Annotated in this window: 16 protein-coding genes; 6 read left to right on the top strand and 10 right to left on the bottom strand. The window is 68.8% G+C overall.

Going from position 1 to position 19,760, the window contains the following annotated elements:
- Positions 1-50: 50 nt before the first annotated feature.
- Genes H9X80_RS05880 through H9X80_RS05870 form a run of 3 tightly spaced genes read left to right on the top strand, consistent with a single transcriptional unit; the run spans position 51 to position 2,544 of the window.
- On the top strand, positions 51-1,238 hold the full coding sequence (locus H9X80_RS05880; protein ID WP_204793414.1) for an iron-containing alcohol dehydrogenase: 1,188 nt from the start codon (positions 51-53) through the stop codon (positions 1,236-1,238).
- A 48-nt stretch (positions 1,239-1,286) separates the two neighbouring features.
- A complete protein-coding gene (locus H9X80_RS05875) occupies positions 1,287-1,706 on the top strand; it encodes a cupin domain-containing protein (RefSeq protein WP_204793413.1) in 420 nt (139 codons plus the stop codon).
- 49 nt (positions 1,707-1,755) lie between these two features.
- Positions 1,756-2,544 carry a carboxymuconolactone decarboxylase family protein gene (locus H9X80_RS05870; protein WP_204793412.1) on the top strand — a complete coding sequence of 263 codons (789 nt, stop codon included), beginning with the start codon at positions 1,756-1,758 and terminating at the stop codon, positions 2,542-2,544.
- A gap of 34 nt (positions 2,545-2,578) precedes the next feature.
- Here H9X80_RS05870 and H9X80_RS05865 read toward each other — a convergent pair whose 3' ends face one another.
- From H9X80_RS05865 to nrdD, 4 genes are all read right to left on the bottom strand, one after another.
- Positions 2,579-3,349, bottom strand: coding sequence for a hypothetical protein (locus H9X80_RS05865; RefSeq protein ID WP_204793411.1), 771 nt, complete (start codon positions 3,347-3,349; stop codon positions 2,579-2,581).
- A 252-nt stretch (positions 3,350-3,601) separates the two neighbouring features.
- On the bottom strand, positions 3,602-4,162 hold the full coding sequence (gene nrdG, locus H9X80_RS05860; RefSeq protein ID WP_204793410.1) for an anaerobic ribonucleoside-triphosphate reductase activating protein: 561 nt from the start codon (positions 4,160-4,162) through the stop codon (positions 3,602-3,604).
- Positions 4,163-4,175: 13 nt separating this feature from the next.
- A complete protein-coding gene (locus H9X80_RS05855) occupies positions 4,176-4,454 on the bottom strand; it encodes an ACT domain-containing protein (RefSeq protein WP_342590879.1) in 279 nt (92 codons plus the stop codon).
- 237 nt (positions 4,455-4,691) lie between these two features.
- Positions 4,692-6,914: an anaerobic ribonucleoside-triphosphate reductase gene (nrdD, locus tag H9X80_RS05850; RefSeq protein WP_204793408.1), complete on the bottom strand. Its 2,223-nt coding sequence runs from the start codon at positions 6,912-6,914 to the stop codon at positions 4,692-4,694.
- A 380-nt stretch (positions 6,915-7,294) separates the two neighbouring features.
- Here nrdD and H9X80_RS05845 point away from each other — a divergent pair, with 380 nt between their 5' ends.
- Genes H9X80_RS05845 through H9X80_RS05835 form a run of 3 tightly spaced genes read left to right on the top strand, consistent with a single transcriptional unit; the run spans position 7,295 to position 9,933 of the window.
- Positions 7,295-8,455, top strand: a complete 1,161-nt coding sequence (locus tag H9X80_RS05845) for a pyridoxal phosphate-dependent aminotransferase (protein ID WP_204793407.1) — start codon at positions 7,295-7,297, stop codon at positions 8,453-8,455.
- A 43-nt stretch (positions 8,456-8,498) separates the two neighbouring features.
- Positions 8,499-9,353: a Cof-type HAD-IIB family hydrolase gene (locus H9X80_RS05840; protein WP_204793406.1), complete on the top strand. Its 855-nt coding sequence runs from the start codon at positions 8,499-8,501 to the stop codon at positions 9,351-9,353.
- 1 nt (position 9,354) lies between these two features.
- Complete coding sequence (locus H9X80_RS05835; protein WP_204793405.1) at positions 9,355-9,933, top strand: nitroreductase family protein; 579 nt, start codon at positions 9,355-9,357, stop codon at positions 9,931-9,933.
- Positions 9,934-9,961: 28 nt separating this feature from the next.
- On the opposite strand, the gene H9X80_RS05830 is transcribed toward H9X80_RS05835, so the two are convergent.
- From H9X80_RS05830 to H9X80_RS05805, 6 genes are all read right to left on the bottom strand, one after another.
- Positions 9,962-10,621 carry a potassium channel family protein gene (locus H9X80_RS05830; RefSeq protein ID WP_204793404.1) on the bottom strand — a complete coding sequence of 220 codons (660 nt, stop codon included), beginning with the start codon at positions 10,619-10,621 and terminating at the stop codon, positions 9,962-9,964.
- An 8-nt stretch (positions 10,622-10,629) separates the two neighbouring features.
- Entirely contained in the window at positions 10,630-11,283 is a 654-nt protein-coding gene (locus H9X80_RS05825; protein WP_204793403.1) for a potassium channel family protein, read from the bottom strand.
- 6 nt (positions 11,284-11,289) lie between these two features.
- Positions 11,290-14,136 (bottom strand): cation-translocating P-type ATPase, encoded by a 2,847-nt coding sequence (locus tag H9X80_RS05820; RefSeq protein WP_204793402.1) that lies wholly within the window; start codon positions 14,134-14,136, stop codon positions 11,290-11,292.
- 171 nt (positions 14,137-14,307) lie between these two features.
- Positions 14,308-15,066, bottom strand: coding sequence for a response regulator transcription factor (locus tag H9X80_RS05815; protein WP_204793401.1), 759 nt, complete (start codon positions 15,064-15,066; stop codon positions 14,308-14,310).
- Positions 15,056-16,561 (bottom strand): ATP-binding protein, encoded by a 1,506-nt coding sequence (locus H9X80_RS05810; protein ID WP_204793400.1) that lies wholly within the window; start codon positions 16,559-16,561, stop codon positions 15,056-15,058. Before H9X80_RS05810 ends, H9X80_RS05815 begins: the two co-directional genes overlap by 11 nt.
- Positions 16,558-19,569 (bottom strand): insulinase family protein, encoded by a 3,012-nt coding sequence (locus H9X80_RS05805; protein WP_204793399.1) that lies wholly within the window; start codon positions 19,567-19,569, stop codon positions 16,558-16,560. The genes H9X80_RS05810 and H9X80_RS05805 overlap by 4 nt, the downstream gene beginning before the upstream one ends.
- Positions 19,570-19,760 lie beyond the last annotated feature (191 nt).

Here is a 19,760-nt window from a genome sequence, read left to right as displayed (position 1 = left end):
GGGGGCAGCCGGAAACAAGACATTCCGATCTTTGTGAGAAGGGAAGAGACATGGCACGCAACACGTTTAACGCCTACGCACCCACTCGTGTGCTCTTTGGGCCGGGTCAGCTGAACCACCTGCACGAGCAGGCGCTGCCGGGCAAGAAGGCGATGGTGGTCATCTCCAACGGCAGGTCCACCCGCGCCAACGGCTACCTGGACCGCACCCTGGACGAGCTGCACGCCGCCGGCGTGGAGACCGTGGTCTTTGACAAGGTGGGCGCCAACCCCACCAAGCAGGTCACCGAGGAGGGCGCCTTCTTCGCGCGCGAGCAGGGCGTGGACTTCGTGGTGGCGCTCGGCGGCGGCTCGGTCATGGACTCCGCCAAGGTGATGGCGATGTTCGCCCCGCAGCCCTCCGACGACCTCTGGGACTACGCGGGCGGCACCACGGGCAAGGGCCTGCCGCTTGTGAACCCCGAGCTGCCGTGGGTGGCCATCACCACCACGGCCGGCACCGGCTCCGAGGTGGACTCCGCCGGCGTGATCTCCAACGTGGAAACGCACGAGAAGATCGGCGTGGGCTCGGCAAACCTCTTTGCGACGCTGGCCATCGTGGACCCGGAGCTCATGCTCTCCGTGCCGCCCACCTTCACCGCCTACCAGGGCTTCGACGCGCTCTTTCACAGCCTTGAGGGTCACATCTCCAACGCCACCAACCCGATGGCCGACATGGTGCAGATGGCCGCCATTGAGAACATCGGCCGCTGGCTGCCGACTGCCGTGTCCGACGGCGGGAACCTCGAGGCGCGCACGGCCGTGGCCTTTGCCAACACGATGAGCGGCTACTCGATGGACTTCTCGGCGTGCACGTCCGAGCACTCGATGGAGCACGCGATGAGCGCGTACCACCCGGAGCTGCCGCACGGCGCGGGCCTCACGATGATCTCCCTGGAGTACTTCAGGTTCTGGATTGGGCACCACGTGTGCGACGAGCGCTTCGTGGAGATGGCGCGCGCCCTGGGCAAGACGGACGCCGAGAAGCCCGAGGACTTCCTCGACGCCCTGCGCGCCCTGCAGGAGGCCTGCGGCGTGGCCGACCTCAAGATGAGCGACTACGGATTCACGGGCACGCACGAGGAGGCCCTCGAGCTCGCGCGGTGTGCGCGGGCCACGATGGGCGCGCTGTTTGCGTGCGACCCCGGCGAGACCACCGACGAGGACATCGCCGGCATCTACGAGCGCTCGTATCGATAGGGACGTTCAGGAAGTGACCGTCCGGCAGGGCGGGAGAGGAGCAAGACCATGGCAACTGACAACATCACCGAGTCCGAGCTGAGCCCGATCTTCCCGAAGGGCGACCCCAACGACGCCTATGCGGCCTACTTCATCGGCCAGAGCTACCTGGCGCCGCTCGGCGACCCCCAGCTCGGCGCGAGCAACGTGACCTTTGAGCCGGGCTGCCGCAACAACTGGCACGTCCACCACAAGGGCGGCCAGGTGCTCATCTGCGTGGCCGGCCGCGGCTGGTACCAGGAGTGGGGCAAGGAGGCCCAGGAGCTGCACCCCGGCGACGTGGTGAGCATCCCACCCGAGGTCAAGCACTGGCACGGTGCGGCGCGCGACAGCTGGTTCCAGCACATCGCGCTTGCGGTGCCGGCGGAGGGCGCGAGCGCCGAGTGGCTCGAGCCCGTGGACGACGAGGTCTACGGCCAGCTGGCGTAGCCGCGGCGGGGGCGTCGCGCCTCCGCCCCCTGTTGAGAGAGGAGAAGACATGGCGTACGAGCCCAAGATCAGCGAGGCCGCGCTGGCCTACCGCGAGCACATCCTGCCCGGGCGCACCCCCGAGCTCGCCGAGACCGACCCGGAGTTCGTGGAGCGCTTCGAGAACTTCGCCTTCGACGAGGTGGTGAACGAGCCGGCCGCCCAGTTGCCGGACCGTGAGCGCTTCCTGGCCATCCTGGCCGCGCTGCTCGGCTGCCAGGGCGTGGACGAGTTTACCCTCATGGCCGAGGCTGCCCTCAACGCCGGCGTCACGCCCGTGGAGCTCAGGGAGGTCGTCTACCAGGCGAGCGCCTACCTCGGCATCGGGCGTGTCCTGCCGTTCCTGCGCGCGACCAACGAGGTCCTTCTCGCCCGCGGGGTGGAGCTGCCGCTGGAGCCGCAGGCCACCACGACCGCCGAGACGCGCGTCGCGGCCGGCAACGAGGTCCAGGTGCGCTACTTCGGCGAGGGGATGCGCGAGAGCTGGAAGTCCGGCCCGGCCGAGCGCGCGCACGTGAACCGCTGGCTTGCCGGTCACTGCTTCGGTGACTGGTACACCCGCGGCGGCCTTGGCGACAAGGACCGCGAGCTCATCACCTTCTGCTTCATCGTGGCGCAGGGCGGCTGCGAGCCGCAGGCCACCGCCCACGCCACGGGCAACATGAGCCTCGGCAACGATCGCGACTTCCTCTACCGCGTGGTCTCGCAGCTGGTGCCCTACATCGGCTACCCGAGGAGTCTCAACGCCCTGACCTGCGTGGACAAGGCCGCCGAGCAGCTTGCGGAGTCCGCGAGGTAGCTCTTTGGCCATCATAGGGTGGCCCCTCGGCGCGTCAGGAGCCCAAGGTGTCGTTACGTGAAGGCCGGGCCGCTGCCCGGCCTTCGTCATGTTGGTCCGTCCCGGACGGCTCCCCGAGGTGCCGCAGCTGTGCCAGATGGGCGTCTATGGCTCGCTGGCACGAGCGGGAGATCTGGCTCTCGCCGCGATGGGCCCGCTCGTAGGCAACGAGCTGCGCCGCCGTCGACACGACGCCTGCGCCCATGAGCTCGCTCGCCTGCCGGGCGATGAGCGGAAGAGCGCCGGGGGCGGGCTCGCTGCTCAGGTGGAACGTCTTGCTGTCCGTGACGATTCCGCCCCGAAAGGGCAGCAGCGTGAGCAGCATGAGCGAGGGGATGGCATGGACGTGGCTATCGGCGTCCCCCCGCATCGCGCCGACGGCAAAGACTCGACGACCGTTCATGTAGAGCGCATAGTCCGCGTTTGCGTCGATGCAGGTGAAGATGTCGTGCACCGCATGACGCCAGAGCCGAGCCACCTCCAGATGCTCGCGCGTCACCCCGAGCGGGTTTGTTCCCACGAAGTCATCGATGACCCAGCGATGCCGCCAGAGCTCCTCGCTCACCACCGCGCCGTACCCAAGGAGCCTCTCGTCGTCACCATGCAGGGACACCGACGGCTCGTCGAGGATGCCAAGAGCCTGGTTGGCGTAGGTGAGCAGCTCGTCGAGCGTGCCGTAATAGAGGGCCTCGTCGCGCTCGTCCATGTGTGAGTAAGGAACGGTGAACAGCGGCATGTCCTTCTCGCCGTATTGCCTCGTGGTCATGGCGTCTCCTCCTTCGCTCGGGTTCGAAGGAGGGTATCAGCAGGCGGGAACGGCTGCCGTGCGGATGGCTTGCCGCTGGCTGACGACGCAGCTCGGCGAGTCGCAGCCTTGTGAAGGTTTCAGAATGTGTCTGCGGGCGGTGTCTTGGGGCCGCCTGGCGGCTGCTGATACCGCCCGCCTGCTGGGATACGCTTGCCACGTCGTGCGTCCGCCTCCCCAGCGGGTTCGTACGCTCCGTTAGCGGGCTCCCGGCTAGTCCATCGTGTGCGTGGAGAAGACCGGGTCGTCGTGCCACCACACCACGTCGTCCCCCGGCGAGGTCAGCGTGGCCGGCACGTCGATGAGCCGCTGGTTTGAGGAGCCGCGGAAGCGCAGCGTGATGTCGTGCAGGTCCTGGACGAAGGGCCCGTCCACCAGCACGTCGAGCGTGTCCAGCAGCCGGTCGGTCACGTCCCCGAGGTTCCACGCCCCGCCCGGGCGCAGCTGCTCCCACGTGTGGCCCGAGAAGAGCCAGATGCTCTTGGCGTGCCCGAAGCGCTCCCGCACGGCCTCGAGAAAGCCGACGAGCCCCTCTTGGTTTTCGGGCTCCATCGGCTCGCCGCCGAGGATCGTGAGCCCGTCGACGTAGGGTGCGTCGAGCGAGTCCATGACGTGCTCCGCAACCTCGTCGGTGAACGGCTCGCCGGCGTCGAAGTCCCACGCCTCGTAGTTGAAGCAGCCCGGGCAGCGCAGGCGACAGCCCGAGACGAAGAGCGTAGTCCGCACGCCCACCCCGTTGGCGATGTCGCAGTACTTGATGTTCGCGTAGTTCATCTGGCCTCCCGCCCTACCGTAGCACGACGTAGCCGGCGCCCATAAGGACGCAGGTCGCGCGCTCGAGGTCCCTCTCCTTCACGAGCACGTAGTCGGTGTCGAAGGTGGAGACGGCAAAGATGCCCACGCGCGCCTCGGCGAGCGTGCCTGCGGGCACGGACCCCGTGGGGCACACGAGCGAGCGCTCCGCATCCGTGCGCCCCGTGAACGTGAACGGCTCCTCCAGCCTCACGCCGGCATAGTCCGCCACCTTGCACACGGAGAGCGGACAGTCGATGACCTCAAGCTCCACAGCACCCTCCCACAAAGAAGGACAACCAAGAAGGACAACCAAGAAGGACAACCAAGAAGGACAACCAGACTAGAACAACCGAGAAGAACGTGCGGGCCGCGACAGGCGCGCCCGTGCGCTGCACAGAAAGACTCGCGGCGGGCCCTGGGAACAAGGTCCGCCGCGAGTTCTGCAGCCGCGCGCAGCGCGGCGAAGCTGTCTGAGCGCCGGACCTTGTTCCCAGGGCCCGCGGAAAGCCTACAGGTGCAGCACGCGGTCGCGAATCTCCTCGGTGCGGCCCTGGTTCCAGAACTGGGTGCCGATGTAGCCGCAGGTGCGCCGGGCCACGTTCATCTTGGACTGGTCGCGGTTGCCGCAGTGCGGGCACTCCCACACGAGCTTGCCGTCGTCCTCCACGATCTTGATCTCGCCGTCGTAGCCGCAGACCTGGCAGTAGTCGCTCTTGGTGTTGAGCTCGGCGTACATGATGTGGTCGTAGATGTACTGCATGACGGAGATGACGGCCTCGAGGTTGTCCTGCATGTTGGGCACCTCGACGTAGGAGATGGCGCCGCCGGGGGAGAGGCGCTGGAACTCGGACTCGAACTTGAGCTTGGTGAAGGCGTCGATCTCCTCGGTCACGTGGACGTGGTAGCTGTTGGTGATGTAGCCCTTGTCCGTGATGCCCGGGATGATGCCGAAGCGGCGCTGCAGGCACTTGGCGAACTTGTAGGTGGTGGACTCGAGCGGGGTGCCGTAGAGGGAGTAGTCGATGTCCTCGGCGGCCTTCCACTCGGCGCACTTGTCGTTCATGTGCTGCATGACGGCCAGGGCGAACGGTGTGGCCTCCTTGTCGGTGTGGCTGTGGCCGGTCATGGCCTTGACGCACTCGTAGAGGCCCGCGTAGCCAAGGCTGATCGTGGAGTAGCCGCCGTAGAGGAGCTTGTCGATCTTCTCGCCCTTGTCGAGGCGCGCCAGGGCGCCGTATTGCCACAGGATCGGCGCAGCGTCCGAGGTGGTGCCGAGCAGGCGCTCGTGACGGCAGCGCAGCGCACGGTGGCAGAGCTCCAGGCGCTCGTCGAAGATCTTCCAGAACTCGTCCATGTCCTGGTGGGCGGAGAGCGCCACGTCCACGAGGTTGATGGTCACGACGCCCTGGTTGAAGCGGCCGTAGTACTTGGGCTTGCCGGGCTCGTAGTTCTTGGCCTTGGCCACGTTGTCAAAGCCGTTGCCCGAGCGGTCAGGCGTGAGGAAGGAGCGGCAGCCCATGCAGGTGTAGCAGTCCCCGTTGCCCTCGGTCTCGCCCTTGGAGAGCTTGTACTCCTTCATCTTCTTCTCGGAGATGTAGTCCGGCACCATGCGCTTGGCCGTGCACTTGGCGGCGAGCTTGGTGAGGTAGAAGTACGGGGTGCCCTCGCGGACGTTGTCCTCCTCGAGCACGTAGATGAGCTTCGGGAAGGCCGGCGTGATCCAGACGCCCGCCTCGTTCTTGACGCCCTGGTAGCGCTGCTTGAGCATCTCCTCGATGCAGAGGGCCAGGTCGGCCTTCTCCTGCTCGTTCTTGGCCTCGTTGAGGTACATGAAGACCGTGATGAACGGCGCCTGGCCGTTGGTGGTCATGAGGGTGACCACCTGGTACTGGATGGTCTGGACGCCGCGGGCGACCTCCTCGCGCAGACGGCGCTCGACGATCTGGTCAATCTTGTCGGAGCTGGGGTGGGCGTCGATGACCTCCATCTCGGCCTCCACCTGACGGCGGATCTTCTGGCGGGAGACGTCCACGAAGGGCGCGAGGTGCGCGAGGCTGATGGACTGGCCGCCGTACTGGCAGGAGGCCACCTGGGCGATGATCTGCGTGGCGATGTTGCAGGCAGTGGAGAAGCTGTGGGGCTTCTCGATCATGGTGCCGGAGATCACGGTGCCGTTCTGCAGCATGTCCTCGAGGTTGATGAGGTCGCAGTTGTGCATGTGCTGCGCGAAGTAGTCGGCGTCGTGGAAGTGGATGATGCCCTCGTTGTGGGCCTCGACGATGTCCGCGGGGAGCAGCTCGCGCATCGTGAGGTCCTTGGAGACCTCGCCGGCCATGTAGTCGCGCTGGACGGAGACCACCGTGGGGTTCTTGTTGGAGTTCTCCTGCTTGACCTCCTCGTTGTTGCACTCGATGAGCGCGAGGATCTTGTCGTCGGTGGTGTTCTTGTGGCGCTTCTGGTTCTGCACGTAGCGGTAGATGATGTACTTGCGGGCCACCTCGAAGTGGTCGAGCGCCATGAGCTGGTCCTCGACGAGGTCCTGGACCTCCTCGACGGTCACGGTGTGACCGGCCTCCATGCACTCGTCGGTGACGTTCAGGGAGGCGAACTTGACCTCGCGCTCGGTGAGGCGCTCGCTCTCGGGGACCTCGGCGTTGGCCGCGCGGATGGCGTTCTCGATCTTGGAGATGTCGAAGGTGACCTCTGAGCCGTTGCGCTTGATGATCTTCATGGCTGGCCTCTCGATCTCGATGAAGAGGCGCGCCCGCTCAGGCGCGCCCGGGTTGACGGATTGGTGCTGCGCTCTACTATGACACAACTAGTAGTGGTCGGACGCCCCCATTAGCACAATATATTGTTGATAACCTGCTGAATGTTGTCGATAACCCATATCGGCGCAGGTAGGGAAAATGCTTCTCCAAAAAGCATTTCCTCAAAAAATTGTAGAGGCTCCGCGAACGGCCCGACGAACGGCAGGCGCGTCGGCGGGCGGGCACCGCCTTCATTGCGCGACTCCTCCCGCCGCGTCGGCGCGGCGGTTGGGATAGAGTGTGAGGTGCGTGTGCGGGCGGGCCCCGCGCCGCGTAAGTCCCGAAACGTCGGAGGGGTGCCATGGAGTTCTCTCAGCGTCTTGACCTGTTTGGCGACGAGGTGTTCGCCGCGCTCAACGCGCGCCGTCGCGAGCTGGAGGCGGCCGGCCGCCGCGTGTACGACCTCTCGGTGGGCACGCCCGACTTCGAGCCGCCGGCCCATGTGGTCCAGGCCCTTCTCGCCTCCGCGGCCGACCCGGCCAACTGGCGCTACTCCCTGCATGACAAGGACGAGCTCCTCGCGGCCGTCTGCGCCTACTACAAGGACCGCTACGGCGTGGACGGCATCATGCCCGACATGGTGATGAGCTGCCGCGGCACGCAGGAGGGCCTCGTCCACGTGTGCGCCGCGCTCGTGAACCCCGGTGACGTGGCGCTGGTGCCGGACCCGTGCTACCCCGTGTTCCAGAACGCCACGCTGCTCGCCGGCGCGCGCCCCGCCTACTACCGCCTCACGGCCGAGCACGGCTTCCTGCCGCACCTGGCCGACGTTCCGGAGGAGGTGGCCGACGCGGCGCGCTACCTCATCGTCTCGCTGCCGGCCAACCCCGTGGGCTCGGTGGGCACGCCGGAGGTCTACGAGGAGGTCATCGCCTTCGCGCTCGAGCACGACCTCATCGTGATCCACGACAACGCCTACTCCGACATCGTCTTCGACGGGCCGGCTGGCGGCAGCTTCCTGTCATATCCCGGCGCGCTCGAGGTGGGCGTCGAGTTCCTCTCGCTCTCCAAGTCCTTCAACGTCACGGGCGCGCGCCTGTCCTTCCTGGTGGGCCGCCCGGACGTGGTGGCCGCCGCGAGGAAGCTTCGCGGCCAGATCGACTTCGGCATGTTCTACCCCGAGCAGGACGCCGCCATCGCCGCGCTCACCGGCCCGCGCGACTCCGTGGAGCGTCAGCGCCTGCTCTACCAGGAGCGCCGCGACGCCCTCTGCGACGGCCTGGAGGCCATCGGCTGGGAGCGCCCCAACGCGCACGGCTCGATGTTCGTCTGGGCGCGCATCCCGGGCGGCCGGCAGGACTCGACGGCCTTTGCGCTGGAGCTCATGGAGCGCTCCGGCGTGATCGTGACGCCGGGCGCGAGCTTCGGCCCGTCCGGCGAGGGCTACGTCCGCATGGCGCTCGTGATGCCGCCCGAGCGGCTGCGCGAGGCCGTCGACGCCATCGCCGCGGCCGGCATGTGACGATTCGGCCGGACGGTCTGTCGTGTCTTTCTCAGGAGGGTGCATGGGCGAGAAGAACCTTGAGGTGACGCCGGGCTCGTGGGGGACCCCTGCGCCGGTTCGCGCGGTGTTTCTGGACGTGGACGGCACGATGCTCAGCAACGCGCGCGGCGTGGAGCCGGAGTCCACCCGCGAGGCGGTGCGGCGCCTGCGCGCGGCGGGCATCCTGCCGGTGCTGGCCACCGGCCGCACGAGCTACCTGCTCGACCTGGTGGACCTCACGGGGTTTGCGGGGTTCGTCACCTTCAACGGGCAGCTCGTGGAGTACGAGGGCCGCGTGGTCCACTCCAACCCGCTTGACCCCGACGACGTGGCCTCCACGGTGCGCCAGGTCCAAGACGGTCTCTACACCTGCCTCTTCATGGAGCGCGATGGCATGTACGTGAACAAGGTCGACGAGCGCGTACGGGCGCTTGCGGAGATCGCGCACAACCACTACGAGGCGCGCGACATCACCCGCGCGCTCACGCACGACGTCTACCAGCTGAACGCGTTTCTCGCCCCCGGCGAGGAGCAGGTGCTGCTGGACGCCACGAGCCACTGCAAGACCACGCGCTGGAGCGACCTCTTCGTGGACGTGATCCCGCGCGACGGCGGCAAGGACGTGGGCGTCAAGATCATGATGGACGAGCTGGGGCTGGACCCTCGCGAGTGCGTGGCCTTCGGCGACGGCGGCAACGACGTGGACATGTTCGGCGTGGTGGGCACGTCGGTGGCCATGGGCAACGGCGGCGAGGCGGCCCGCGCGGCCGCGACCTACGTGACCGACCACGTGGACGCCGACGGGCTCTGGAACGCCTGCGTGCGCCTTGGCCTTATCGACGGCCCACTGTGGGCCGAGCGCGGGGAGGGAGACTGAGATGGACAGAGCCGACTTCCAGGGGCTGGTGGCTGCCTCGAGGAGCTACCGGCGCTTCTCGGGCGACTGGCTGGGCGCGGGCGAGCTGAAGGCGCTCGTAGACGCCGCCCGTCTTGCCCCTTGCGGTAACAACATGCAGACCGTCCGCTTCAAGGTGGTCTCCGGGAGGGAGGCGTGCGAGGCGGTCCTCGACCACCTGAGGTGGGCGGCGCTCCTGCGAGACTGGGACGGCCCCGTCGGGGACGAGCAGCCTCGCGGCTACGTGGTGGCCTGCCTCCCCGACAGCCTCTCGTCCAACCCGGTCCGGCTCATCGACGTGGGGATCGCCGCCCAGACCATGGCCCTTGCCGCCTGCGCCCGCGGGCTGGGTTGCTGCATGCTCCGCAGCTTCGACGACGGCCTCGCGGGGGAGCTCGGGCTTCCCGAGGGCCTCGTTCCCGCGCTCGTGCTCGCCGTTGGGGCAAGGGGGGAGCGCGTCCGCCTCGAGGGGGCGGACACCGACCACGGCCTCGCGTACTGGCGGGAGCCTGACGGGACCCACTGCGTCCCCAAGCTGGGGCTGGAAGACCTCCTCGCCTAGGGGCGGGCACCCCTAGGCGAGGAGGGGACTACTGGAACGAGCGATGGAGCCGCGCGCGGCCCTCGCTGTCGGTGAAGGCTATGATCCTGTCGCCGGCCTCGAAGCGCGTGTCTCCCTTGGGGACGATGATGCTGTCGCCGCGCTCGACGGCGATGAGGATGGTCTTGCCGGGGAGGTCGACGTCGCGCAGGGCCGTCCCGACCACCTTTGAGGAGGGGCGGACCTCCACGCGCACCACGGCGTGGCCGTCCTTGCCGAGCTTCTGGATCGTGAACACGTCCTTGAGGTCGAGCCCCTCCTGGGCGGAGCGGGCGAGGATCTCGGCCTGGTTGATTCCCACGTCGACGCCCATGCTCTCGTCGAACATCCAGTCGTTGGCCGGGTTGTTCACGCGGCCGACCACGCGGCCGACCCCGTACTCCATCTTGGCAAGCGTCGAGACAACGAGGTTGACCTCGTCTGAGCCGGTCGCGGCCACGACCACGTCGGCCTTCATGACGCCGGCGCGCTCAAGGGTGAAGGGGTCGGCGCCGTTGCCGAGGATGACGCTCGACGCCACCCCGTGCCCGCGCAGCCGTGCGGCGAGACGCTTGTCCGACTCGATGACGCTGATGTCGTGCCCGTCCTCGGCGAGCAGTGACGCGAGGTAGGTGCCCGTCTTGCCCCCGCCGACAATGATGATCTTCATGGCTCCCCCTATCCGATCCGGCCGAGAATGTGAGCGAACTTCGAGGAGGCGCTCGACGCGACGGCGGCGTAGACGACGTCACCGTGCTCGAGAACCGTCCCAAGCGTCGGCAGGAAGGTCTCGTTGTTTCGCGAGATGGCGACGACCTGGATCTCGCCGAGGACGCTGAGCTCCCGCACCGGCCTACCCTCGAGCAGCGCGGGCACGTCGGTGCGCACAAGCTGCACGTCCCCGGACCCCACCTCGAGTACCGTGTCCATCTCCTGGTAGGTGAGCAGCTCGCACGCGTGACGGATGCCCCAGTCCGTGGTCGAGATGGTCTGGATGCCCAGGCGTCGGTACGCCTCCGCCTTGGAGATGTCGTACAGCCGCGCGATCACGCGGGGGACGCGATAGGTGCCGCGCGCGACGCGGGCAATGACGATGTTGGCCTCGTCGGAGGACGTGCAGGCGATGACGGCGCTGGCGCGCTCGACCCCGGCCCGTGCGAGCACCTCGCGGTCGAACCCCACGCCCACGACGCGCTCACCGCGGAAGCCCTCGCTGAGCTCGTCAAGCTCCTCGACGTCACGGTCGATGACGGTAACGTTGTGCCCCTGTCGGCAGAGCCTCTCTGCGAGCCCCCTACCCATGTGGCCCGCGCCCACTACGATTACGTTCATGGATACCTACCTCTCCTCGGCGCCCGCGCGCTCGGCGCGACGCCTCCTGACGTGACGGAACAGGGCCTTGCGAGCTTCCTCGACCGCGAGCACGATGGGCGGCAGGCAGCAGAGGAAGATATAGTCGGTGAGCCCGAGCGGCCCGGTGTGGAAGATGGCCTGGAACGGCGGGAACAGGGTGATGAACACGATCAGGCACACCTCGAACACGATGCCTATGTTGATTTGACGGTTCGAGAAAATCCCGCGCGAGAAGACTGACGCGGTCTCGGTGCGGCAGTTGAGGACCTGGCCGATCTGCGTGAACACGATGGCGGCGAGGCACATGGTGGTCGCGTGGACGTAGACCGGGTCGAGGTCGGCGCCGACGCCGAACATGGTCAGCCCGGGGAGCCAGCCGCCCTCAATCTGGGCGAAGAGGAACGCCGCCACGGAGGCAAGGCTCCCCATGATCCCGTACCAGAGGAACGCCTTGCGCATGACGGTGCCGTTGAGCAGCGGCTCCTTGGGATTGCGCGGCGGTCGGTCCATGACGTCGGCCTCAGGGGCCTCGCAGCCGAGGCCAAGCGCGGGGAGCATGTCGGTGCCGAGGTCGATGGTGAGGATCTGCATCGTGGTGAGCGGGAGGGGGACCGCACCCCCGGAGAGCAGGTACACCGCGCTCGGGACCGCCTCAGGCACGTTGGAGTTGAGGATGTAGAGCATGAACTTGCGGATGTTGGCGTAGACGGCGCGCCCCTCCTCGATCGCGTGGACGATCGAGGCGAAGTTGTCGTCGGTGAGGACCATGTCGGCGGCCTCCTTGGCGACGTCGGTGCCCGTGATTCCCATGGCGACCCCGATGTCGGCCTTCTTGAGGGCGGGGGAGTCGTTGACGCCGTCGCCGGTGACGGCCACGACCTCGCCCATCTGCTGGAGGTTCTCGACCACGCGCAGCTTCTGCTCGGGCGCCATGCGGGCGAAGACGACCTCGCCCTTGAGCGCCTCGCGCAGCTCCTCGTCACTCGTCTTCTCGAGCTCGACGCCCGAGAAGACGCGCGGCCGCTCCCCTTGGACGATTCCAATCTTGCGGGCAATCGAGACGGCGGTGAGGCCGTAGTCACCGGTGATCATTATGACGCGGATGCCCGCTCGGTGGCACTGGGCCACCGCCTCGGCCACCTCGGGCCGCGGGGGATCCTGCATGACCTCGAGGCCAACGAAGGTGAGGTTGCGCTCGATGCTGTCGGGATCGTACTCGCTCGGCGATGACGGGATGCTCTCGTCCGTGGGGAGCAGGGGGCGATAGGCCACGGCGAGGACGCGCAGGCCGTCCGCAGCGTAGGCGTCGTTGGCCGCCATGATTTTCTCGCGCAGGTCGTCGGCCATCTCGACGGACTCGCCGTTCACGCGCGCCCGCGTCGAGAGGCGGACGATCTCGTTGGGGGCGCCCTTGACGAAGGCCACGCGGCTTGCGCCGTCGAGGGGCTCGGAAAGCTGGTGGATCGTCGTCATGCGCTTGCGGCGGCTCTCGAAGGGCAGCTCGCGGACTCGCGGCCACGAGCGCTCCTGCTCGGTCGGCTCGATCCCCGCCTTGCGCGCAGACACGAGGAGGCATGCCTCGGTGGGGTCGCCGAGCACGGTGTAGCGCCCGCCCTCCTCCTCGGGCTCGAGCAGGCGGGCGTTGGAGCACAGGGCCCCGCCGGAGACGAGCAGGAGCAGGTCGTCGTCATCCGCGGCCTCGACGCGCCTCCCGTCGCAGAGCACCTCCCCCTTGGGGGCGTACCCGACCCCAGTCACCTCGTACTCGTGGGAGACGGTCCAGAGGTGGTTTACCGTCATCTCGTTCTGGGTGAGGGTCCCCGTCTTGTCCGTGCAGATGACCGAGGTGGATCCGAGGGTCTCGACGGAGTTGAGCTTCTTGACGAGGGCGTTTCGCTTGCTCATGCGCTGGACCGCCATGGCGAGCGACAGCGTCACCGTGGGGAGCAGGCCCTCCGGGATGAAGGCTACCACCATGCCGAGCGCAAAGATGAACGCCGGGGCGAACCCGCTGCCCACGAAGAAGGTGTCGAGCAGGAGGAACAGGATGCCCATGCAGCTTGCGAACACGGTTATCTGCTTGGTCGTCCGGTTGAGCTGCAGCTGCAGCGGGCTCTCGGACTCCTCCATGCTCTGGGTGAGGTGGGCGATCTTGCCGAACTCCGTGTCCATGCCTATGCGCGTCACCACCGCGCGGCCGTTGCCCTCCGAGACGGACGTGCCCGCAAAGATGAGGTTGGGGGTCTCGGCCTGCGTGAGGTCCTCCTCGAGCACGGCGTCGGCGGTCTTGCGGACCGGGTTTGACTCGCCCGTGAGCGTTGACTGGTTTACCTGCAGGTCAGACGCGCGTACCACGCGCGCGTCGGCTGAGATCTTATCTCCCTCCGCGAGCGACATCACGTCGCCCGGGACGAGGTCCTCTGCGAGGATCTTCTGCTCCTGGCCGTCGCGTATGACGTTGACGTAGGACGGGAGCATCTTCTTCAGGGCGTCGGTGGCCTTGCCCGCACGGTACTCCTGCCAGAAGCTGAAGCACCCGTTGATGACGTTGACGAGCCACACGGCTACCCCGAGCTCGGGCATCCCCGCCACGAAGGCGATGATGCCGGCGACCCAGAGCAGCACTGCCATGAGGTGCGTGAAGTTCGAAAGGAACGCCAGGATGGGCGAGCGTCCCTTCTCGCTCTCAATGAGGTTCTTCCCCTGCCTGGCCTGGCGCGTCTCCGCCTCGGCCTGGGTGAGGCCGGCGGGTGACGTGCCGAGGGCCGAGAAGACCATGTCGGCGGTGAGCTGCCGTACCGCGACGGGCGCGGAGCCGGTCGTCTCCTCCAACGTGGGCCCCCTCTCTCTTGAATCCTCGCCGCGCGGGTCACGCGGCCTTACGTGAGGAGAGACTAGTGCCGCCGCCGGAACGCGCGCGCGTCTTTCTGCGACGCGGCCGCAATGACACGGCCCAAGCATAAAGATGCCGTTAAGCTGGGGAAACGCAAGATAAAGAGGACATTAAGACCGCTGGTCGTGGGCGGGGTCGGCGCCGTGGGGCGCCGTGGGGTCCAGGCGCAGCATCCGATAGCCGACGCCGACGTGGGTCTGGATGCAGCGCGCCCCCGCGCCCCCGCGCTCGACCTTCTTGCGCAGGGAGGCCATGATTACGCGCAGCGAGGCGAGATCCCCCGTCTGCCCCTCGCCCCAGGCGTGGCTCAGGAGGTACTGGTGGGTGAGGACCTTGTCCGCGTTGCGGGAGAGAAGGACGAGCAGGCGCCACTCGATCGGCGTGAGGTGGAGCTCCTCCCCGTCGAGCCGAGCGAGGCCCGCCGCAAAGTCGACCTCGAGCGGGCCGTTCACGAAGACGGGGGCGGACGGCGAGGGCCCCTCGCCGTGGGCGGAGCGGCGGAGCGCCACGCGCACGCGCGCGAGGAGCTCCGCCACGGAGAACGGCTTGACGAGGTAGTCGTCGGCCCCCGCGTCGAGCGCGCCTATCTTGTCGGCGTCCTCGGAGCGCGCAGAGACGACGATGATCGGCAGGCTCTCCGACCATGACCTCACACGTCGTACGACCTCGACGCCGTCCATGTCGGGGAGGCCGAGGTCGAGCAGGATGACGGCTGGGTCGCGCTCGGCCGCCGCGGTGAGCGCCTCCCGCCCGTCACGGGCGACGACCGGGGACCACCCCTGGGCCTCGAGGGCCGTCGACACGAGGCTTGAGATGGCGGGGTCGTCCTCGACGACGAGGACAAGCGGGGACGGGTGGCTAGTGGACATCGGGTACCTCCTCGGGAGGGAGCGTGAGCGTGAAGGCGCAGCCGTGCGGAGAACGGTCGCGGACGGAGATGGCTCCGCCGTGCGCGCGGGCGACGGCCCTGCAGACGGAGAGGCCGAGCCCGACGCTCCGAGTGCCGTCAGGCAGCGAGCCACCGGAGGTGTGGAAGGCCTCGAAGACCCGGTCCTTCTCGCCGTCCGGGATGCCCGGCCCGTCGTCGGCCACGACGATGTCGACCCCATCCTCCGAGCGAGCGGCGGAGATGGTGACGCTCGTGCCCGACGGGGTATGGGCGAGGGCGTTGTTGACGAGGTTGACGAGGGCCTGGACGACGAGGGAGGGGTCGGCCCTCACGAGGAGCGTCTCCGTGGGGCGCTCGAACGAGACGGCGTGCCCGTCGTCAGCCGAGACGTGGCGCAACGCCTCCTCGACGAGGTCGTCGACGAGCTCGCAGTCTGCCTGGGGACGGACGCCCCCGTCCTCGAGCCGCGTCACCGTGAGGAGGTTCTCGACCGTCCGCCGAAGCCACTCCGCGTCGTCCCTGACGGAGAGGAGGATGGCCCGCCGGCGCTCGTCGGGCAGCGAGTCCCCCACGGCGAGAAGGACGTCGGCGCTTCCCGAGATGGAGGTCAGCGGGGTGCGGAGGTCGTGCGAGATGGAGCGGAGGAGGTCTGCGCGCGTGCGCTCGTCTCGCGCCCGGACCGACGCCTCCTCGCGCGCCGCGACGGCGTCCACCCGCTCGAGGGCGAGGGCGGCGAGGCGGCAGCTCGTGCGCCAGAGCTCGACGGCCTCCGGGGACAGGTCACCTGCGGGCACGATGCCGGCGACGCCGTAGGGCGCCTCGGTGGGGCCGACGGGGAGGTAGAGCCCCGACGCGGAGCCGAAGAGCTCGGTGGTCGCCCCGACGGGCCCCCTGTTGGCGAGCGCGCGCAGCGCGGCGGGGCGCTCCTCGACCACGGACGTGCCCGGGGAGAGCGGAAAGGGCGTGGCGTCGCCGAGGGAGGGGCCCGTGCACGGGTACCACACGAGGGAGCGTCCGAGGATGCGGGCGGTCCCCTGCGCCAGGGCGGCCACGACCCCGTCGGACGAGGTGCGGTCCTGGAGGTCGCCGCTGAGTTCGAGCAGCGCCTGGGTTCGCGCCCGTGCGGCCTCCGCCTCACTCGCCTGCGTCCTGAGGTGGTCGGCGAGGCGCCCGGCGACGAGCGCGACCACGAACATGACCGCGAAGGTGCCCGGCATGGCCGGGTCGAGCGCGGTGAGCGACAGGGTCGGCGCCGCGAAGAAGAAGTTGAACGCAAGGACGGAGAGGGCCGACGCGACGAGGCACCACGCGCCTCCCGGCGTGGCGAGGGCCACGCCGATCACGGCGAGCACGTAGACCATGACGATCGTTGCCTGCTGTAGGTGGGCTGCCCGCAGGAGCATGCCCGCGAGGGTGGCTATGCCAAGGATTCCCGCGGTGGCAAGGAGGGAGAGGAGCGCCCTGTGCCCCCTCATCGGATGAGCTCTGTCACGCTGTCGAAGCCTGCGCCGCTCGCCTCGATGGCGTCGCGGCCGCCGAAGACGCAGACGCAGCGCGTGGCCGCGGGGTCGCCGAGCGCCGCCGCAAGCGCGCGCACCTGCGCCGGCGTGGCCGCGAGCTCCTGCGCGCGCAGCTCGTCTCGCCACCCCGCCGCACGGCCGCCGAAGCGGGCCACGTCCTGGCGGCGCGCCAGCTGCCGGGGCTTGACCGGCGCGTCGTGGGCCGCCACCGTGGAGACCACGTAGCCCTCGAACTCGGCCTGGCCCGGCTGCCAGTCGGCAAGCCAGGCCGCCGCGCCGTCGTAGCGGGCGAGCGTGTCGTCAACGGACGGGTCACGGTAGGACCACAGGGCGCTCAGCCCCTCGCGCGTGTGGCGGAAGCCGCAGCCGTAGGCGCCGCCCTTCACGCGGACCTCGTTCCAGAGGTAGTCGTAGGAGAGCGCGCGCGAGGCAACCTGCCAGCAGCCGAGCGTCCCGGCGTCGGCCGCGCTCGGGCCGAGCGCGCGCACCACGTAGCTCACGTCGGAGGGGATGATAAAGGCCTCGTTTCTCGGCGTGGGCGCCGGCACGGCGAGCCGGTGGGCCGCCTCGCCCGTCGCGACGAGCCCGAGCGAGCCGCCCGCCTCCCAGAAGCGCGCGCGGTCGGCGGCAGAACCGGTGAAGCTCACCGTGACCTCGTCGGCCGTGAAGACGCGCCGCGCGAGCTCGCCCAGGCGCGCCGGCAGCGCGCCCGACCGCTCCTCCCAGCTGCCGAGAAGCTCGCGCAGGAAGAGGTAGTAGTCCAGTCCGCTCATGGCGCCTGCCGCCACCGCCGCGGACGAGAAGTACGTGTTGGCCCGCGTGGCCGCCGCGGTGTGACCCGAGCTCACGAAGTACTGCTCGAGGGCAACCTTTCGCTGGGTGAGGACGTCTCTGACGCGGTCGAGGTCGTCGAAGCGCGTGGTGCCCCAGACCTCGGCGGGCAGCGTGGCGAGCGCGTCGACCTTCTCGCCGAGCGCCGAGCCCCCCACCACGAGCGTGGGCGCGGCGTAGGAGAGGTCGTCGTCGCGGGAGTAGGTCTCGCAGAAGAAGTCCAGGCTGCCGAGGTTGGTCTCGATGGCGGTGTCGAGCTCGGAGGCCGTGTGGCGCGCCGTATCCAGCCGCCCGAGCAGGTCGCAGAGCACGCCCACGTAGGGCAGGTCGGCAAAGTCCAGGCGGCGCAGGTCGAAGTAGTGGTAGACGTAGTCGATCCCGTGGGTGTTGAGCTCGTGGGCTATGCAGGGAAGCGGCGCCTCCGCGTCCGCCGGCGCGGGCTCGGGCGCCGGGTCCTCCACGTCGGCCACCGTGAGCTGCGGGAGCGTGGCCAGGGCCTCCGGCGCGTCCGGGGCCTCCTGCTCGGCGCGCAGGGCTGCCACCTCGGCCCGCACGGCCTCGAGGTCCCTCTCGTCCATCCGCGAGCGGATCTCCGCAAGCTCGGCTGCCTCCTCGGCAGAGCTTCCCTCCTCGACGGGCACGATCTCCACCTCTGCGCAGTGCGCGCTCTCGCAGACGAGCTCGCGCAGGAGACGCTCGAAGAGCCCCTCGTCAAGCCCCGCCTTGAGCTCGGCCAGGGCGTCCTCGTAGCGCAGGTAGTCGAGCGGGCGCTCGTCGTCGTAGAGCCAGCTCGACATCGCCGTGATGGCCAGCGCCACACCGTCGGGGTAGCCGCCCCAGTCGCCCTCGCGCAGGTTGAACTCCGCCTGGGAGAGCGCGGCCTCGAGCTTGTCGCGCCCGATGCTGCCCTCGGCGAGCTCGGCGCAGGCCTGCTCCACGAGCGCGCGGAACTTCTCGCCCGCCCCGGGCCTGAGGCCGCGCAGCACGAACATCGCCTGCGGCTGGAGCACGCCGTCCACGAGCGTCGCGGAGAAGTCGTCGGCCAGGCCCGCGTCGAGCACGCGCCGCTTGAGCGGGGCCTCGTTGGAGCCGCAGAGCGCGTCGAGAAGAACGTCCACGGCGAGCACCCGCGTGCGGTCGGCAGCGGTGCCGAGCACGTAGGAGAGGCCGATCTCGGAGTTCGAGGGGGCCGTCGCCATGCGGACCTCGCGGCGGGCGGCTCGCACGGGCGCCTGGAGGTCGAGCGGGTTGGGCGCGCCGACGGTGGGCGCGGGGGTCGTGGCCGCGTGGTCCTTCTCGCCGGCGACCTCCGCCGCCTCGCGGAAGCGCTCGTCGATGAGGGCGAGCTCGCGGTCCACGTCCAGGTCTCCGTAGAGCACCACGTAGCTGTTGGGGAGCGCGTAGTGGCGCGCGTGGGAGTCGAGGAAGGCCTCGTAGGTGAGGGTGGGGATGGCGCGCGGGTTGCCGCCGGACTCGTGGCCGTAGGCGGTGTCCGGGAAGAGCGATCGGCTGAGCTCCTGGTAGAGCACGTCGTCAGGGTCGGAGAGGGCGCCCTTCATCTCGTTGAAGACCACGCCGTTGTAGCTGAGGTCGCCCGCCTCGTCGGCCTCCAGGTGCCAGCCCTCCTGCTCGAAGATGCGCGGGCGCACGTAGATCGCGGGGTGCAGCACCGCGTCCAGGTAGACGCCCATGAGATTCTCGAGGTCGGTCACGTTGGTGGACGCCACCGGGTACATGGTCTTGTCCGGGAAGGTCATGGCGTTGAGGAAGGTCTGCATGCTCGTCTTGAGCAGGTTGACGAAGGGCTCCTTCACCGGGTAGCGCCGCGAGCCGCACAGCACCGAGTGCTCGAGGATGTGGAAGACGCCGGTGTCGTCGGCAGGCGGGGTCTTGAAGCTGATGGCGAAGGCGCGGTTGGTGTCGGCGCAGGCCAGCCACAGCGCGCGGGCGCCGGTGGCGTCGTGGCGCATGAGGTAGGCCTGGCCGGAGAGCTCGCGCACGGGCTCGACGCGCTCGACGGTGAAGCCGGCGTGGCGCGTGCCGACGGCGAGCGCGGGATCGGGCGCGGCGAAGCGGCCGTCGGCTGCGGGCGTTGCGTCTGTGGACGTTGCGGTTGTGGTGACGTCAGGCATGGGGACCTCCCGGGTTCGTGTTCACAGAGTCGAGGATACCCCACGGTCGCGGGGCCGGCGCGCGGAAGACGCCGCGCGCCGTGCATCGGCGTTGCACAGAAGGCGAACTGTGTGGTCCTGAGCGGGATTTGTCCGGTTTGAGCGCCATCTGAGCGCACAGGAGGCGCGATTTTCGAGCGGAGGGTTCTTCT

The sequence above is a fragment of the Olsenella profusa genome, from assembly GCF_016900315.1.
GTDB classification, from domain to species: Bacteria; Actinomycetota; Coriobacteriia; order Coriobacteriales; family Atopobiaceae; genus Thermophilibacter; species Thermophilibacter profusus_A.
This window is presented reverse-complemented; position numbering and strand designations above follow the sequence as displayed.

What these genes read in the sequence shown, in the direction of transcription:
- H9X80_RS05880 (WP_204793414.1), top strand. Translation starts at nt 51, where the DNA reads ATGGCACGCAACACGTTTAACGCCTACGCACCCACTCGTGTGCTCTTT.
- H9X80_RS05875 (WP_204793413.1), top strand. Translation starts at nt 1,287, where the DNA reads ATGGCAACTGACAACATCACCGAGTCCGAGCTGAGCCCGATCTTCCCG.
- H9X80_RS05870 (WP_204793412.1), top strand. Translation starts at nt 1,756, where the DNA reads ATGGCGTACGAGCCCAAGATCAGCGAGGCCGCGCTGGCCTACCGCGAG.
- H9X80_RS05865 (WP_204793411.1), bottom strand. Translation starts at nt 3,349, where the DNA reads ATGACCACGAGGCAATACGGCGAGAAGGACATGCCGCTGTTCACCGTT.
- nrdG (WP_204793410.1), bottom strand. Translation starts at nt 4,162, where the DNA reads ATGAACTACGCGAACATCAAGTACTGCGACATCGCCAACGGGGTGGGC.
- nrdD (WP_204793408.1), bottom strand. Translation starts at nt 6,914, where the DNA reads ATGAAGATCATCAAGCGCAACGGCTCAGAGGTCACCTTCGACATCTCC.
- H9X80_RS05845 (WP_204793407.1), top strand. Translation starts at nt 7,295, where the DNA reads ATGGAGTTCTCTCAGCGTCTTGACCTGTTTGGCGACGAGGTGTTCGCC.
- H9X80_RS05840 (WP_204793406.1), top strand. Translation starts at nt 8,499, where the DNA reads ATGGGCGAGAAGAACCTTGAGGTGACGCCGGGCTCGTGGGGGACCCCT.
- H9X80_RS05835 (WP_204793405.1), top strand. Translation starts at nt 9,355, where the DNA reads ATGGACAGAGCCGACTTCCAGGGGCTGGTGGCTGCCTCGAGGAGCTAC.
- H9X80_RS05830 (WP_204793404.1), bottom strand. Translation starts at nt 10,621, where the DNA reads ATGAAGATCATCATTGTCGGCGGGGGCAAGACGGGCACCTACCTCGCG.
- H9X80_RS05825 (WP_204793403.1), bottom strand. Translation starts at nt 11,283, where the DNA reads ATGAACGTAATCGTAGTGGGCGCGGGCCACATGGGTAGGGGGCTCGCA.
- H9X80_RS05815 (WP_204793401.1), bottom strand. Translation starts at nt 15,066, where the DNA reads ATGTCCACTAGCCACCCGTCCCCGCTTGTCCTCGTCGTCGAGGACGAC.
- H9X80_RS05810 (WP_204793400.1), bottom strand. Translation starts at nt 16,561, where the DNA reads ATGAGGGGGCACAGGGCGCTCCTCTCCCTCCTTGCCACCGCGGGAATC.
- H9X80_RS05805 (WP_204793399.1), bottom strand. Translation starts at nt 19,569, where the DNA reads ATGCCTGACGTCACCACAACCGCAACGTCCACAGACGCAACGCCCGCA.